The organism is Vogesella sp. AC12, assembly GCF_024437575.1.
Classification (GTDB): domain Bacteria; phylum Pseudomonadota; class Gammaproteobacteria; order Burkholderiales; family Chromobacteriaceae; genus Vogesella; species Vogesella indigofera.
Map to the genome: position 1 here is coordinate 52,148 of NZ_JANFNU010000002.1, position 15,957 is coordinate 68,104.

9 protein-coding genes and 2 tRNA genes are annotated in these 15,957 nt (G+C 68.3%); 8 read left to right on the forward strand and 3 right to left on the reverse strand.

The features are described from left to right. The first annotated feature begins 51 nt into the window (after positions 1–51). From recB to NOM55_RS04105, 5 genes are all read left to right on the forward strand, one after another. Positions 52–3,612 carry an exodeoxyribonuclease V subunit beta gene (recB, locus tag NOM55_RS04085; protein ID WP_255907619.1) on the forward strand — a complete coding sequence of 1,187 codons (3,561 nt, stop codon included), beginning with the start codon at positions 52–54 and terminating at the stop codon, positions 3,610–3,612. Between the two features lie 718 nt (positions 3,613–4,330). Then, positions 4,331–5,815, forward strand: a complete 1,485-nt coding sequence (pap, locus tag NOM55_RS04090; RefSeq protein ID WP_255907620.1) for a polyphosphate:AMP phosphotransferase — start codon at positions 4,331–4,333, stop codon at positions 5,813–5,815. Between the two features lie 224 nt (positions 5,816–6,039). Beyond that, on the forward strand, positions 6,040–7,761 hold the full coding sequence (gene recD, locus NOM55_RS04095; protein WP_255907621.1) for an exodeoxyribonuclease V subunit alpha: 1,722 nt from the start codon (positions 6,040–6,042) through the stop codon (positions 7,759–7,761). 88 nt (positions 7,762–7,849) lie between these two features. Next, entirely contained in the window at positions 7,850–8,629 is a 780-nt protein-coding gene (locus NOM55_RS04100; RefSeq protein WP_255907622.1) for a gamma-glutamyl-gamma-aminobutyrate hydrolase family protein, read from the forward strand. 85 nt (positions 8,630–8,714) lie between these two features. Continuing rightward, a tRNA-Pro gene (locus NOM55_RS04105) sits at positions 8,715–8,791 on the forward strand. A 523-nt stretch (positions 8,792–9,314) separates the two neighbouring features. Here NOM55_RS04105 and NOM55_RS04110 read toward each other — a convergent pair. Continuing rightward, on the reverse strand, positions 9,315–10,094 hold the full coding sequence (locus NOM55_RS04110) for a ferredoxin--NADP reductase (protein WP_047968497.1): 780 nt from the start codon (positions 10,092–10,094) through the stop codon (positions 9,315–9,317). A gap of 215 nt (positions 10,095–10,309) precedes the next feature. Between NOM55_RS04110 and NOM55_RS04115 the strand changes: the two genes are divergently transcribed. Then, complete coding sequence (locus tag NOM55_RS04115) at positions 10,310–11,344, forward strand: isocitrate/isopropylmalate dehydrogenase family protein (RefSeq protein WP_255907623.1); 1,035 nt, start codon at positions 10,310–10,312, stop codon at positions 11,342–11,344. Positions 11,345–11,562: 218 nt separating this feature from the next. Here NOM55_RS04115 and NOM55_RS04120 read toward each other — a convergent pair. Further along, positions 11,563–11,647, reverse strand: a tRNA-Tyr gene (locus NOM55_RS04120). Positions 11,648–11,779: 132 nt separating this feature from the next. Here NOM55_RS04120 and NOM55_RS04125 point away from each other — a divergent pair. Both NOM55_RS04125 and NOM55_RS04130 read left to right on the forward strand, forming a co-directional pair. Beyond that, a complete protein-coding gene (locus NOM55_RS04125) occupies positions 11,780–13,024 on the forward strand; it encodes an ATP-binding protein (protein ID WP_255907624.1) in 1,245 nt (414 codons plus the stop codon). After that, positions 13,021–13,545, forward strand: coding sequence for a response regulator transcription factor (locus NOM55_RS04130; RefSeq protein WP_255907625.1), 525 nt, complete (start codon positions 13,021–13,023; stop codon positions 13,543–13,545). Before NOM55_RS04125 ends, NOM55_RS04130 begins: the two co-directional genes overlap by 4 nt. A gap of 600 nt (positions 13,546–14,145) precedes the next feature. Here NOM55_RS04130 and NOM55_RS04135 read toward each other — a convergent pair. After that, positions 14,146–15,825 (reverse strand): flagellinolysin, encoded by a 1,680-nt coding sequence (locus tag NOM55_RS04135; protein WP_255907626.1) that lies wholly within the window; start codon positions 15,823–15,825, stop codon positions 14,146–14,148. Positions 15,826–15,957: the final 132 nt, after the last annotated feature.

Genomic DNA, 15,957 nt, shown 5'->3' on the forward strand with positions numbered 1-15,957 from the left:
CTGCGTTAAAAAACAACCGCGCAGCGGATACCAAACCGGTAGATAACAGACATGCACCCCCTCGACCCCCTGAACTGCCCGCTCACCGGCACCAACCTGATCGAAGCCTCGGCCGGGACCGGCAAGACCTGGACCATCGCCGCGCTGTATACCCGCCTGTTGCTGGAACACGACGCCGACGGCAATCCGCCGCCGACGCTGGACAAGCTGCTGGTGGTCACCTACACCAAGGCCGCCACCGCCGAGCTGCGCGACCGCCTGCGCCGGCGGCTGGCCGAACTGGCGCGGGTGATGGACGGCGAGGCGGCAGGGGATGCGTTCCTGACGGCACTGGCGGCGCGGCTGGCGGCGCAGGACGGCGCGATGGCGCGCGAGCGGTTGCGTACCGCGATCAACGGTTTCGATGCGGCGGCGATCTACACCATTCACGGCTTCTGCCAGCGCGTGCTGACCGATGCGGCGTTTGACAGCGGCCAGACCTTTGCCGCCGAGCTGGCCAGCGACAACCTGGCCGAATTGCAGCAACTGGCCGACGATTTCTGGCGCCAGCACATCGTGGCGCTGCCGGCGCTGTCGCAGGTGCTGGCCGAAAACGGCGACACGCCGGAAGGCTGGCTGGCCGAGATCCGCCCCTTCCTGTCCAAGCCCTATCTGCGCCACCCCGACATCGACAGCGCCGCGCTGCTGGACGCGCGTGCGGCGGTGGCGGCGGCGTGGCAGCCGCTGCAGGCCGCTACCGCCACCATCGAGGAGGGCTGTGCCTGCCTGCTGGCGGCCGAAGGGCTGAGCCGTACCAGCTACAAGCCGGAGCAGCGCCAGCGTTATGTCCGGCTGCTGCAATTGCTGGCGGCGGATGCCAGCCTGCCGCAGCTGTCGTCGGCGCAGGAAAAAGACCTGCAGCGGCTGACGCCGGCGGCGCTGGCCAAGGGCTGCAACAAGGGGGCCACGCCGCCCGAGCATGCGCTGTTCGGCCTGGTGGAAACGTGGCTGGCGGCGTGGGCAGACTACAGCGGGGCGCTCGCGCAGCAGCTGGCCGGGCTGAAGCTGCAGCTGATCGCCTGGATCAACCGGCACGCGGTGGCGCAGCGCCGTGCCACGCGCAGCCGCGGTTTCGACGACCTGCTCACCGATCTGGCCGCCGCGCTGGAGGATGCCGAGCACGGGCCAAGGTTGGCCGCACGCATCGCCGCGGACTTTTCGGTGGCGCTGATCGACGAATTCCAGGATACCGATCCGCTGCAATACCGCATTTTCCGCCACGCCTTCGTGCAGCAGCAGCGGCCGGTGTTCATGGTCGGCGATCCGAAACAGGCGATCTACAGCTTTCGCGGCGCCGACATCTTTGCCTATCTGGCCGCGCGCAACGACGCGCCGGCGCAGCGCCAGTACACGCTGCTGACCAACCGCCGCTCGCAAGCGCCGCTGGTGGCGGCGGTGAACGCGCTGTTTGACCGGCCGCAGCCGTTTTTGCTGGACGGCATCGACTACCCGGCGGTGGACGCGGCGCCGGCCGGCGGCAGCGTGCTGGAGGTCGACGACGGCGACGCCGCCTTCAACCTGCTGACCTTCCCGGCCAGCGACAGCGCCAAGGGCGTGTCGAAGACCGAGGCCACACCGTACGCCGCCGACGCCTGCGCGCACGAGATCGCCCGCCTGCTGGCGCTGGCGCGGGCCAATCAGGCACGGCTGCGGCGCGGCGACAGCGTGCGGCCGCTGGCCGGTGGCGACATCGCGGTGCTGGTGGCCTCCCACCGCCAGGGCGACGCGGTGCGCGAGGCGCTGGCGGCGCGCGGTGTGCCGTCGGTGGCGCTGACGCAGGAAAGCGTGTTCGCCAGCCGCGAGGCGGGCGAGCTGCTGGCGCTGCTGCGCGCGTGGGCGGAGCCGGCGTCGGAAGGGCGGCTGAAGGCGCTGTGCGCCACCGAGCTGTCCGGCTTCGATGCCGCGCGGCTGCTGGCCTTGCTGGAAGACGAAACGGCGTGGGAAGCGCAGCTGGCGGCCAACCTTGACGATCACAAGGCGTGGCAGCAGCGCGGCTTCATGGCCGCGTGGCGGGCATTCTTTGCGCGGCAGGCGGTGGCGGTGCGGCTGTTGCCGCAGCCGGACGGCGAGCGGCGCCTGACCAACCTCGGCCATCTGGCCGAGCTGATCCAGCAGCAGAGCGAGCACATGGCCGGCATCGCGCCGCTGCTGGCGTGGTTCGAGGCGCAGGTGGCCAGCCCGCCGGCGGCGGAAGAGGCGCTGCTGCGGCTGGAAAGCGACGCCGAGCTGGTCAAGATCGTCACCATCCATACCTCGAAGGGGCTGCAGTATCCGCTGGTGTTCTGCCCCTTCTTGTGGGACGGCGCGCTGGAGCGGCGCGACACCACCTTCTGGCGTTACCGCGATGGCGACGAATCGTGGCTGGCGCCGGACGATCTGGTCAGCGCCGGCGCACGCGATGCGGCGCGCAGCGAGATCCTGGCGGAGAAGCTGCGCCTGCTGTACGTGGCGCTGACCCGTGCCGAGCACCGCCAGTACGTGGTGTGGGGCCATGTGCAGAAGATGCACACCGCCGCGCTGTCGTGGCTGCTGCACGGCCGCGCCGCGGCCAACCTCGCGCAGCTGGAGGCCGGCGAGCTGCTGGCGACGCAGGTGGCGGACGACGTGGCCGATCTGGCGGCGCGGCTGCCGGACGCGGTGCGCTGCCGCGAAGTGGATGTCGCGCTCAACGCGCTGCCGCCGGAAGCGGCGCCGGATTTCGTGCCGCAGCTGGCCGGCGTCAACCGTTCGCTGTACACGCCGTGGCGGGTCAGCAGCTTTACCGGCCTGACGCGGCACCTGCACGGCGGCGCCAGCCCGCGCAGCGAGGCGCCGGATCACGATCACGGCCCGCTGCAGCAGCCGGACGCGGCGGTGGCGGCCGACCGCTTCAGCTTTCCGCGCGGCGCCCGCGCCGGTACCTGCCTGCACGAGATGTTCGAGCGCGCCGATTTCACCCGGCCGGAAGCCTGGCCGCAGGTGGTGCAGGAGGCGCTGCACAAGCACGGCTTCGACGCGCTGTGGCAGGACGCGGCGCTGGCGATGCTGCACGACACCCTCCACTGCGACATCGCGCCCGGCGTGCGCCTGGCCGCGGTGCCGAACGCGCGGCGGCTGGTGGAGATGGAGTTCACGCTGCCGGCTGACGGACTCAGTCTGTCGCGGCTGCAGCGCATCCTCACCAACCCGGCGATGGGCCTCGCCGCGCCGCTGCGCGAGGCGGCGGCCACGCTGACCTTTGACCGCGTGCAGGGCTATCTGAAAGGCTTCATCGATCTGGCCTTCATCCACGGCGATGCGCTGTGGCTGGTGGACTACAAGTCCAACCACCTCGGCGACGGCTTTGCCTGCTACGACGACGACGCGCTGGCGGCGTCGGTGGCGCGCGAGCACTACTACCTGCAATACCTGATTTACTGCGTGGCGCTGCGCCGCTATCTGGCACAGCGCGCGCCACAGCTGCGCCTGGGCGGCGTGCGTTACCTGTACCTGCGCGGCATCAGCGGCGCGGGCTACGGCGTGTGGCGCGATGCGCCGTCGGAGGCGCTGCTGGACGCGCTGGATGGGGTGTTCCGGGCGACGGTGCCGGCCTAGGGGGGGGCACCCGGCTGGCCGGGCGTCGCACCGGTTGCGCAGGAAGCAGGGCAGGTAGCTTGGCGCTGAGCTTGCGAAGCCCAACGTTTACCGCGATTGCATGGCAAAGGTTGGCCGCAAGCCGTGACGGGTTTGCGGGCAAGCTTGTTTTTGTCTGCGGTATCCGCTGCGCGGATGATTTTTATCTGCCGCTTCACCGCGCTGACTGAGCGAGGCAAGCGCAGCGTCGCGAAGGAATGGGCGGGAAAGGGGATACCGCATCCCCCTTTCCGATCCCCGCTCTCCCGAAGGCGCAAGCATTCCCGTGCAAACCGCCGCCATCCCGGCGCCGCCCATACGCTGCGCTCAAAAGAGGGCGGCTTGTTTCCGGGCTGGCGACAGTGTGCACGGCTTGCGCCAACGGGATTGGGGCGCGTCGCTTCGGTTCTGGTTTTTGTGGGGTGTGCTTATTGATGTAGGGTGTGTCACCCGGCTGGCCGGGCGACACACCGTTGCATCACCAAGGTTGGCCGCAAGCCGTCACCGCGTTGCGGCCAACGTTTGCCATCCATCGCCACGGCCACCGCATGACGTGCGCAAGGCTTGATCCTGGTCGCGATGGCGGTGGCGGATCCGTGTTGCAATGGCCGCCCCGGTGCCGCTGACATTCCCGCTACAATCATGTCATTGAGCATCGCCACCTGCGCCGCTTGCGGCCAACCTTGCAAAGGATCGCCCCATGTTTGAATCCGCCGAGATCGGCCACGTCATCGACAAGAGCACTTACAAGGCCGAGGAGGCCGCGCTGCGCGAGGCGTTGCTGGAAGTGCAGTACGAGCTGAAGCAGCGTGGCGAATTCCCGCTGCTGTTGCTGATCCACGGCATGGACGGTGCCGGCCGTGGCGAGACGCTGAGCCAGATCAACGAGTGGCTGGATCCGCGCCTGATCCACACCGCCGCCTTCGACAAGCCGAACGACGACGCGCGCGAGCGGCCGTGGATGTGGCGCTACTGGCGCGAGCTGCCGGCCAAGGGCCGCATCGGCATGTTCTTCGGCTCCTACTACTCCGATGCGCTGTTCGACCGCGTCGACGGCAAGACCAACCGCGACGCCTTCGACAAGCAGCTGTTCGACATCCTGCGCTTCGAGCGCATGCTGGCCAACGACGGCGTGCTGGTGCTGAAGTTCTGGCTGCACCTGGCCGAGGACAAGCAGAAGAAGCGGCTGAAGCTGCTGGAAAAAGACCCGGCCACCGCGTGGCGGGTGACCGAGGCCGACTGGAAGCACCACGGTCAGTACGGCCGCATCAAGAACAATGCCGAGCACATGATGCGGCTGACCAACACCGCCTACGCGCCGTGGCTGGTGGTGGACGGCGAGGATGCCAACTACCGCAGCCTGACCGTCGGCCGCGCGCTGTTGCAGGCGCTGCAGCAGCGGCTGGCGCTGGATCACGTGTGGCAGGCGCGCTCCGATGTGGCGGCGATCACGCCGCCGGCGGACAACAAGCTGCTGCTGGAATCGCTGCAGCTGGATCAGGCGCTGTCCAAGGGCGACTACCAGCGGCAGCTGGAGGCGCTGCAGGGGCGGCTGAACGGGCTGACGCGGCATCCGAAGTTCGCCGAGCACTCGCTGGTGCTGGCCTTCGAGGGCAACGACGCCGCCGGCAAGGGCGGCGCCATCCGCCGCATCACCCAGGCGCTGGACGCGCGGCGCTACCGCATCGTGCCGGTGGCGGCGCCGACCGAGGAGGAACGCGCGCAGCCGTGGCTGTGGCGCTTCTGGCGCCACGTGCCGGGCAAGGGCAAGGTCACCATCTTCGACCGCACCTGGTACGGCCGCGTGCTGGTGGAGCGGGTGGAGGGCTTCGCCGAAACCGCCGACTGGATGCGCGGCTACTACGAGATCAACGACTTCGAGCACCAGCTGCGCGACAACAACGCCATCGTGCTCAAGTTCTGGCTGGCGATCAGCGCCGACGAGCAGCTGGCGCGCTTCAAGTCGCGCGAGGAAACCGGCTTCAAGCGCTTCAAGATCACCGAGGAAGACTGGCGCAACCGCGACAAGTGGGACGACTACAAGGTGGCGGTGTGCGACATGATCGACCGCACCAGCACCAGCGCGGTGCCGTGGACGCTGGTGGCGGCCAACAACAAGTACTACGCGCGCATCAAGATCCTGACCACCATCTGCGAGGCGCTGGAGGCGAAGCTGGGCGCCTGAGCGCGGTGTGCGGTATCGTGATGCCGATTCCGCTTGCCCGCTGCGGCGGGTAAAACCCCGTTCACGATCTGCTGTATAGCAATGGGGTGACACCACCTTGAAAACGGCTGTGGCCTGCGGGTTTATCTCCGGATAAACGCCGCTTGCTCAGCCGTTTGCGCCTTAGCCTCGCGTGAGCGCGCGAGATCGTGAACACGTTCTAACGTCTTTTGCCAGGTTTGCCCATGACTGCCACTGTCAGCGACAGCTTTCTTCCCGACCAGCTTGCCCGCCTGTTCGCGCGGCTGGACCCCGAGCACGGCCCGGCGCTGCAACCGTTGCTGCAACGGCTGCTGGCGGCGGTGGCCGGCGGCCACGTCTGCCTCGGCGGCCTGTCCGGCGACGACTACGCGCGGCTGCGGCGCAGCCCGCTGGCCGGCCGCGCCGGCGAGTACACGCCGCTGGTGCTGGACGAGGGCGGGCGGCTGTACCTGGCGCGCCACTGGCAGGACGAGACCCAGCTGGTGGCGGCGCTGACGCGGCTGGCGCGCGACCCGCAGCCGTTCGGCGGTGAGGTCGAAGCCGTGCTGGACGCGCTGTTCGGGCCGGCTGATGCCGGCGACTGGCAAAGGTTGGCCGCGCGGCTGGCCACCGAGCGCCGCTTCATGGTGATCTCCGGCGGCCCCGGCACCGGCAAGACCACCACCGTGGTGCGGCTGCTGGCGGCGCTGGCGGCGTTGTCGCCACGGCCGCTGGTGATGGCGATGGCGGCGCCGACCGGCAAGGCGGCGGCGCGGCTGACCGAATCGGTGCGCGCCGCGCGCGATGCGCTGCCGGTGGCCGACGCGGTGCGCGCGCAGCTGCCGGACAAGGCGCAGACGCTGCACCGCCTGATCGGGCTGATCCCCGGCACCGCGCGACCGCGCCAGCATGCGGCCAACCCCTTGCCGCTGGACGTACTGGTGGTGGACGAGGCGTCGATGGTGGACTTGAGCCTGATGGCGCAGACGGTGGCGGCGCTGCCGTCGCACGCGCGGCTGATCCTGCTCGGCGACCGCGACCAGCTGGCGTCGGTGGAAGCCGGCGCGGTGCTGGGCGACATCTGCAGCCGGCAGGCGTGGCGCAGCGACACGGCGCAACGTCTGGCCGCCGCCGGTGTTGCCCTGCCTGGCGTGATCGACGACAGCGCCATCCTCGCCGACAGCGTGGTGGTGCTGCAGAAGAGCCACCGCTTCGGCGCCGACTCTGGCATCGGCCGCCTGGCGCGCGCGGTCAATGCCGCGGCGCTGGACGAGGTGCACGCCTTGCTGGCGCAGCAGGCGCTGGCCGACATCCGTCAGCAGCCGGCGCTGCCCGACGCCGCCGGCCTGCTGGCGCAGCGCGCCGACTACTGGCAGGCGCTGGCACAGCTGGATGTCGACGTCGACGCTGCGGACTGGGCGCCGCTGTTTGCCGCCTTCCACCGCTTCATGCTGCTGGCGGCGGAGCGGCATACCGTGGCGGCCATCAACGCGCAGATCGAGGCCGAGCTGGAAAAGCTGGGCCGCAAGGCCGCCGGCAGCGACTGGTACGCCGGTCGGCCGGTGATGGTGACGCGCAACGACTACGGCATCGGCCTGTTCAACGGCGACATCGGCCTCACCGTGATGCGGGAAGGGCGGCTGCGGGTGGTGTTTCCCACCACCGATGGTGGCTGGCGCGAGGTGGCGCCGGCGCGGCTGCCGGAACACGACACCGTGTATGCGATGACGGTGCACAAGTCGCAGGGCTCGGAGTTCGCCAGCGTGTGGCTGGCGCTGCCGGCGGCGCCAAGCGCGGTGCTGACCCGTGCGCTGGTGTATACCGCGATTACCCGCGCCCGCGATATGTTCGTGCTGGCCGGCAACCCGGCGGTGCTGGAGGCCGGCGTGCTCAACGCGCCGCCGCGGCAATCCGGCCTCGCCGAGCGGCTGTGGCCGCAGCCATGAACGGGTGAACCAATCGCCTGCCGGCGGCGTCTGTCTGTGACAGGCTGACGGACTGGCCGCCAGCTCCTGAGCGTGAAAGGTTGGCCGCATGACGACACCACTGAAAATCGGACTCTCCGCCCGTATCTATCACCCGCAGCCCGGCGCCGACGGGCTGCAGTCGAAAACCCTGCAATACCTTGAGCAATCGGTGGCGCACTGGGTGATGTCGCGCGACGTGATGGTGCTGATGATTCCCACCGTGCTCGGCGACGGCATGATCAACCGCAGCAGCATCCGGCTGGCCGATTACGCGCGCTACCTGGACGGCCTGGTGCTGCAGGGCGGCGCCGATCTCAGCCCGCGCAGCTACGGCGAGGAGCCGCTGCACCAGGACTGGCACGGCGACGCGGTGCGCGACGCCTACGAGATGGAGCTGTTCCACGAGTTCGTCGAGGCCGGCAAGCCGGTACTGGGCATCTGCCGCGGCGCGCAGCTGATCAACGTCGCGCTCGGCGGCACGCTGTACCAGGACATCCCCAGCCAGCTGGGCGTGTCGCATCACCTGCACCGCGACTACGACAGCCACGCCCACGACATCGTGCTGACGCCGGATTCGCTGCTGGCCGGTCTGCTCGGCGGGCAGGGCGGCAAGCAGGTGATCTCCATCCACCACCAGGCGATCCGCGCGCTGGGGCGCGGCCTGCTGGTGGAGGCACGCGCCAGCGACGACGGCCTGATCGAGGCGGTGCGGCTGGACGACGACAACTTCGTCTGCGGCCTGCAGTGGCACCCGGAATTCCACCCGCCCGGCGCCGCGCACCTGCTCGACTGCACCCCGGTACTGGACCGTTTCCTGTTGCGCGCGCGTGAGCGCTCGCGGCGCTGAACGGCGCGGCTACATTTTTTCTTGAGGAATGGCTTGACAGGACGGGGAGTGTTACTTATAATTTGCTCCACTTCTTCGGAAGTGACGGAGTGTAGCACAGCCCGGTAGTGCGCCTGCTTTGGGAGCAGGAGGTCCAAGGTTCGAATCCTTGTACTCCGACCAACATGAAAGCCAGTTATCCTCGTGATAACTGGCTTTTGCGTATTTGTGGCCCGCCAGAACTATCTGGCGGGCCGTTGTCATTTCCGCGCCGCCTTGTCGTATGCCGGCGCTGGCCATCGCCCCGCGCTGTCGGCGTTCCCCCCGCTGTTAAAACAATCCAGGGTTGGCCGCACGGTTGCGCTAGCCTGCCGCCGTTTCCCCGTTTCCCCGTTTCCCCGTTTCCCCGTTTCCCCGTTTCCCCGTTTCCCCGTTTCCCTGTTTCCCCGTTTCCCTGTTTCCCCGTTTCCCTGTGCCCATCCGGTTGTCGAGTGGCGGGGGTGTGGCGCACACCGGTTTATCCACAGTGACGGGCTGATTCTGCAAGTTATCCACAGTTGGCGCCATTGCGGTCGCTAAACGTCACGGTCGCAGGCCATGCCATGCCATGCCCGGCACGTTCACCTGCGCGGCAGCGGGCGCCAATAGCAAAACACCCCGCACGCGGCGGGGTGTGACAGGCTGGCCGCAAGCGGCAGGGCCGGTATTACTTTTCGACGAAGGCGCGTTCGATGGCGTAGTGGCCTGGCTCGCCCATGCGTGGCGACTCGACAAAGCCGAGGCTGTCCAGCAGCTTGCAGGTGTCTTCCAGCATCGCCGGACTGCCGCACAGCAGCGCGCGGTCGGTCTGCGGGTTCAGCTGCGGCAGGCCGATGTCGCTGGCCAGCTTGCCGTTGAGGATCAGGTCGGTCAGGCGGCCCTGGTTGCGGAACGGCTCGCGCGTCACGGTCGGGTAGTAGATCAGCTTTTCGCGGATCATCTCGCCCAGGAACTCGTGCTCGGCCAGTTCCTTGGTGATGTAGTCCTGGTAGCCCAGCTCGCTGACCCAGCGTACGCCGTGGATCAGCACGATTTTTTCGTAGCGGTCGTACACGTCCGGGTCCTTGATGATGGACATGAACGGGGCGAGGCCGGTGCCGGTGGACAGCAGGTACAGGTTCTTGGCGTCCGGCAGCAGGTTGTCCTGCACCAGGGTGCCGGTCGGCTTGCCGGAGATCACCACCTTGTCGCCCGGCTGGATGTTCTGCAGACGCGAGGTCAGCGGACCGTTCGGCACCTTGATCGAGTAGAACTCAAGATGCTCTTCCCAGTTGGCGCTGGCCACCGAGTAGGCACGGATCAGCGGTTTGCCGTTCACTTCCAGACCGATCATCACGAACTGGCCGTTGATGAAACGCAGACCCGGATCGCGGGTGCAAGTGAAGCTGAACAGGGTGTCGTTCCAGTGATGGACGGACAGGACGGTTTCGGAGGAAAGAGTAGCCATGAGTGTCGTCTTTATCAAACGGGCAAATTCAACAAGCGCGTATTCTAACCCGACTTCCAAATAACTGCTTGGATGTAAAGGTTCTGTCTTTATTGCTTTTTTGATTTATATCAGGGGATAGAATGATAGCCGTTCTCGAATAGCCCGCCGTGGCGGGCTTGCCGGCGCTGCTGGCGGCGCCACTTGCCCTGTGCCGGGCGGCGCGATATGTTGCCATGCAACAACAAGCAGGCGACACCGAGCGGGAGCAGAAGATGAAACTATGCGTGATCAGCGGCGATGGCATCGGCCGCGAAGTGGTGCCGCAGGCGGTACGGGTATTGCACCGGCTGCTGCCGGCTTTGCAGATCGTGACCGCCGACGCCGGCTGGGACACCTTCCGGCAGCAGGGCACGGCGTTGCCGGCGGCGACGCTGGCCGCGGCGCGCGATTGCGGCGCGGTGCTGTTCGGCGCGGTCAGCTCGCCGGCGTATCCGGTGGCCGGCTACCGCTCGCCCATCGTGCAGCTGCGGCGCGAGCTGGGCTGCCACGCCAATGTGCGGCCAACCCTGAGCCTGCCCGGCAGCGGTGCGGCCGAGGGCATCGACCTGCTGATCGTGCGCGAGAACACCGAAGACCTCTACGTCGGCGAGGAGCAGTCCGACGGCGACACCGCCACCGCCATCAAGCGCATCACCCGTGCCGCCTCGCGCCGCGTCGCCGAGACCGCGTTCCGCCTAGCGCAGGACGGCGGCCGCCGGCGCGTCACCATCGTGCACAAGGCCAACATCATGCCGCTCACCGACGGCCTGTTCCGCGACGCGGCACGCGAAGTGGCCGCCGCCTATCCGCAGATCGCGGTGGACGAGCTGCTGGTCGACACCGCCGCACTGAAGCTGGCGCAGGCGCCGCAAGGCTTCGACGTGCTGCTGGCGCCCAATCTCTATGGTGACATCCTGTCCGATCTGGCGGCGGCGTTCGGCGGCGGGCTGGGGGTGGCGGCGTCGCTGAACCTGGGCGCGCAGGCGGCGATTGCCGAGCCGGTGCACGGCTCGGCGCCGGACATCGCCGGGCGCGGCATTGCCAACCCGGTGGCGGCGCTGCTGTCGCTGGCGCTGCTGCTGCGCCACTGCTGGGCGCAGCCAACGTTGGCCGCAAGCCTGGAGCTGGCGGTGCGGCGCACGCTGGCCGACGGCATCGCCACGCCCGATCTCGGCGGGGACGCGAGTACGGCGGCGTTTTGCGATGCGGTGCTGGCGCGGCTGGGCTGAGTACGACGGCGCGGTTGGACTGGCAGGCTGCGACAAGATGCCGCATTCCGCCGCCGCCGGTCATTGGCTATAGTCGGGATTGGCGGGGAGGCGTCTCCGCCGGCGAACTGGAAGTGGCCGTCCGCAGCAGCGGGCGGCTTTTTTTTTGCGGCCGCGGGCTGGCGGCGCGGGCAAACAAAAAAGCCCTGACGCGGTGCGCAGGGCTTTGATGAGTCTTGTGGTGGGGGGAGAAGGATTCGAACCTTCGAAGGCTGAGCCGTCAGATTTACAGTCTGATCCCTTTGACCGCTCGGGAATCCCCCCGACAAGAGCGGCGCATATTAGCCGCCCGCTTTGGCGCTGTCAAGCCTGTGCCCGGCAAAAGGCGCGACCGGCCGCTGCGACAAATCGTCGCAGCCTGCCGCGCGCGGCGACGGCGATGCTAAAGTAGCCGCCATGATGACTTCCACTTTTCCGGCGCTGTTTGCGGCCAACCTCGGCCAGGTGGCGCAGGCGGTGCGGAGCCTGCGCTGGCTGATGCTGGGCGCGGCGCTGCTGGCGCTGGCGCTGGCCGCGTTGCTGGCCTTGCAGCTGCCGTGGCTGCTGCTGGCTCAGGCGCTGGCGACGCTGGCCGTGCTCAACTTCGCGCTGCGGCACTGGCCGCTGCCGCCACGCTCGCAGCTGGCGCTGGGCCTGTTCGGCGACGTGCTGGTGCTCTCCGAGGTGCTGGCCTTCAGCGGCGGCGCCGCCAACCCGCTGGCCTCGCTGTATCTGCCGCCGGTGCTGCTGGCGGCCTTACTGTTGCCGCCGCGCCAGGCGTGGTTGCTGGCGCTGCTGAGCCTGGGCGGCTACGCGCTGCTGTTTGGCTGGCACCTGCCGTGGCCACTGGCCGGTGACGATGCCGCCTACGCCTTCCGCCTGCATCTGGTCGGCATGTGGCTGACTTTTGCGGTGTCGGTGTTGTTGCTGACCACCTTCGTGTCGTCGCTGGCGCGGCAGCTGGCGCAGCGCGAGGCGGCACTGGCGCAGGCGCGCGAGGCGCAGCTGCGCGACGAGCAGCTGGTGGCGCTGGGGGTGCAGGCGGCCGGCACCGCGCACAGCCTGTCGACGCCGCTCAACACGCTGACCCTGCTGTGCGACGAGCTGTGCGCCAGCCACGCCGCCGATGCCGCGCTGCAGCCCGACCTGCAGCTGATGCGGCAGCAGCTGGCGCTGTGTCGCCAGGCGCTGGTGCAGCTGAAGGCCGGCGCCGAAAGCCGGCCGCCGCCGCAGCCGATCGGCGACGCGCTGGCACAGCAGCTGCAGGGCTGGCAGGCGACGCGGCCGGGGGTGCGGCTGCAGCGCGACGGCCTGCTGCACGGCGGGCCGCTGATGGCGCCGGACCCGCGCTTCTGGCCTGCGCTGTGCAACCTGCTCAACAATGCGGCGGATGCCGGCGGCGGTGAGGTGGAGCTCGACGCCGCCATCGCCGACGGGCAGCTGCAACTGCGCATCCGCAACCGGCGCGGCCGCCTCAGCGCCGCACAGCTGGCGCGCGCCGGGCTGGCACCGCTGGACAGCGACAAGCCGGCCGGCCTCGGCCTTGGCGTGATGCTGTCGCACGTGACGCTGTCGCATCTGGGCGGCGAATTGCGGCTGGAAAACGATGCCGCCGGTGGCGTGTGCGCCACGCTGCGGCTGCCGCTGGAGGGCGACGCATGATGGACATCTTGCTGGTGGAAGACGACGCGGTGTTCGCCGCGATGCTGGCGCGCAGTCTGCAGCGCCGCGGCCATGTGGTGCGCCATGCGCCCGACGCGGCCGCCGCGTTGCAGGCGGTGACCAGTGCGCCGCAGGCGATCATCCTCGACCTCAATCTTGACGGCGACAGCGGCCTGCGCCTGCTGCCGCAACTGCTGGCCGTGGCGCCGCAGGCGCGGCTGCTGGTGCTGACCGGCTACGCCAGCATCGCCACCGCGGTGGAGGCGGTGAAGCTGGGCGCGGTCAACTACCTGGCCAAGCCGGCCGGCGTCGACGAAATCCTCGCCGCGCTCGGTGCGCCGGGGGCGGACCCGGAGCGCGCGCTGCCCGTCGCGCCGATGTCGCTGAAGCGCGTCAGCTGGGAGCACCTGCAGCGGGTGCTGGCCGAACACGACGGCAATGTCTCCGCCACCGCCCGCGCGCTGAACATGCACCGTCGCAGCGTGCAGCGCATGCTGGCCAAGCGTCCGGTCCGCGATTGAGGCGCCGATCCGCCCGCCGCGGCGGGCGCCGGTAACGGTGTGTTCGTCGCCAAGAACCTGTGCACGATCTGCTGCGACCTGATATCAGTGGGTGATCCTGTATCGGCATTGGCCAAAACTTGGGTATCGATATCAGCATCAACAGTGCTTTTTGGGCCACGTCCGCCTTGCCTGACTTGGGCGCGCGGGATCGTGAACCGCGGCTAAGCCCCTGATAAAGCAGTGGACAAATTAGAGCAATTGCCTTAAATTGTGCGCTGCACTCAAGCCGAAAGGTTTTTGTGGTGTTAGCCCCTCGAAGCATCCGTCGGCCCCGTGCCGGTGTGGTGTTTCTTCCTCGTGTTGGCCCCTGTGGAAACCCTCAGGGGATTTTTTTTGCCTGCTCGCCGTGACCGGCCGGCCGCGGCACCTGCACCGAATACGCCAATGCGGCCAACCTTGAGACAAGGTTGGCCGCATTGTTTTGTGGGTGTTGCCGCTCATTCGTGCGCCGGTGGCGCGGCCTGCCGTGCGTGCGCTGGCAATAACGCCCGCAGCGCCCTGAGCCGTGGCGCGCCGCCGCAGACGACAGGCGCAACGCAGGCGTAGTGAAGGCGGCGCTTAGACTTGCAGCAGCCGCAGCACGTTCTGGCTCTGGCTGTTGGCCTGCGCCAGCATCGCGGTGCCGGCCTGTTGCAGCACGCTTTGCCGCGTCTGGTTGGCGGTTTCCTGCGCGTAGTCGGCGTCCATGATGCGCGAGCGTGCGGCGCTGGCGTTCTCGGTCGAGCTCTGCAGGTTCTGGCTGGCACTGTCCAGCCGCGACATCATGCCGCCAATCTTGGCCCGCTCCTGCGAGACGTAGTCCAGTGCCTGGTCGAGGTGGAAGATGGCGAACTTGGCCAGCTTGTCGAGATCGAGATCCTGCAGCCCGAGCGAGGCCACGTTCACCGCGCCGACCGAGCCTTGCAGCGTGTCGCCGGCATTGCTGCCACTTTGCACGGTAAAGAAGTTCTGCCCGGTGGCGCCGGCAATGTCGGGGAAATCCAGCTTGAAGCCCTGCAGCACGTTCTCGCCGGACAGTGAGGCGTTATTGTCGTCCAGCGCCGTTTCCGCGTTCAGCACCGTGCCGCCGTCGGCATCGGCACCGCCGACGGCGCCGGTGTCGGCATTGCTCAGGTCCATGCTGCCGATAAAGGCGGCGCCGTTGGTGTTCCACGAGGCGATGAAGGCGGCGCTGCTGGCCAGGTTGCCCTTGGTGGCGCTGTTGATCGCGGCGTCGAGCGTGGCGCCGCCATTCAGCGCCTGCATCACGTCCTTGATGCCGCTGCCGCCGGCCTGTTTCACCTGCTGGTGCAGGTAGCGGGTGGCGGCGTAGGCGGCCGAATAGTGCGCCGAGTCGCTGGCCCACGCGCCGCCGAGGTTATTGCCGCCGACCAGAGCGGCGGCACTGCCGGCCGCCGCCACGTCGCCGGCCAGGCGCTCGTCGGCGCCGTGGATGAATTCGGCGGTGCCTTCCATGAACCAGGTCGGCAGCGTCGCGATGTTCATGCTGCGTCCCATCACCGCGTGCACCATCTCGTGGGCGATCACGCGATCGTTGTAGAACGGGGCGCTACCGCCGTTGGGCAGGTTGGCCGGCGTGAAGTCGGCCATCTCGACATTGAGCGCGACGCCCAGCATCCTGCCGCCGCCGTCGGTGCCGGTGTAGCTGACCGAGGCCAGCGTGCCGCCCGGCGTGCCCGGATCCAGATTCACCGTCATGGTGGCGCCGTCGCCCTGGATACCGTAGAACTGCTTGATGCGGCGTTCCGACGCCTCCAGCCAGCCCAGCTGCAGGCCGTCCATCACCGCGCGCTTGTCGGCATCGCCGCCAAGGCTGGTGGTGGCTTGTGAAAACACCTGCTGGCCGTTGAATTCGGTCTCGCGTCCGATCTGGTCGATGCCCTGCAGCAGCTGGTTGGCTTCCGCCTGCAGTGCCTGCCGGTCGGGGCTGCTCAGCGTGCCGTTGGCGGCCTGCACCGACAGCTCGCGCATGCGTTGCAGCATGTCGCTGACCTTGGCCAGCGCGCCTTCGGTGACCTGCAGCATCGAGGCGTTGTCGGTGACATTGCGCAGCCCCTGGCGTTCGCCGCGGATTTTTGCATCCATGCGGCTGGCGCTGGCCTGGCCGGCGGCGTCGTCCATCGCGCTGTTGATGCGCAGGCCGGAAGACAGCCGCGCCAGGGTCCGCGTCAGGCTGTTGCTCGACTTCTCTAGTTGTCGCTGCGCATGCATGGCCAGCGTATTGGTATTGATTTGCACGAAGCGCGATCTCGCAGAGCGATGCTGGTGGCAAGGGATGATCCCTTATCGGCGTGGCGCGCTTGTTCTTGAGGGCTTTTGTTGCCGGATTATGGCTGTTTTGTATTTCCATGCCATTGTTTTTTATAGAAA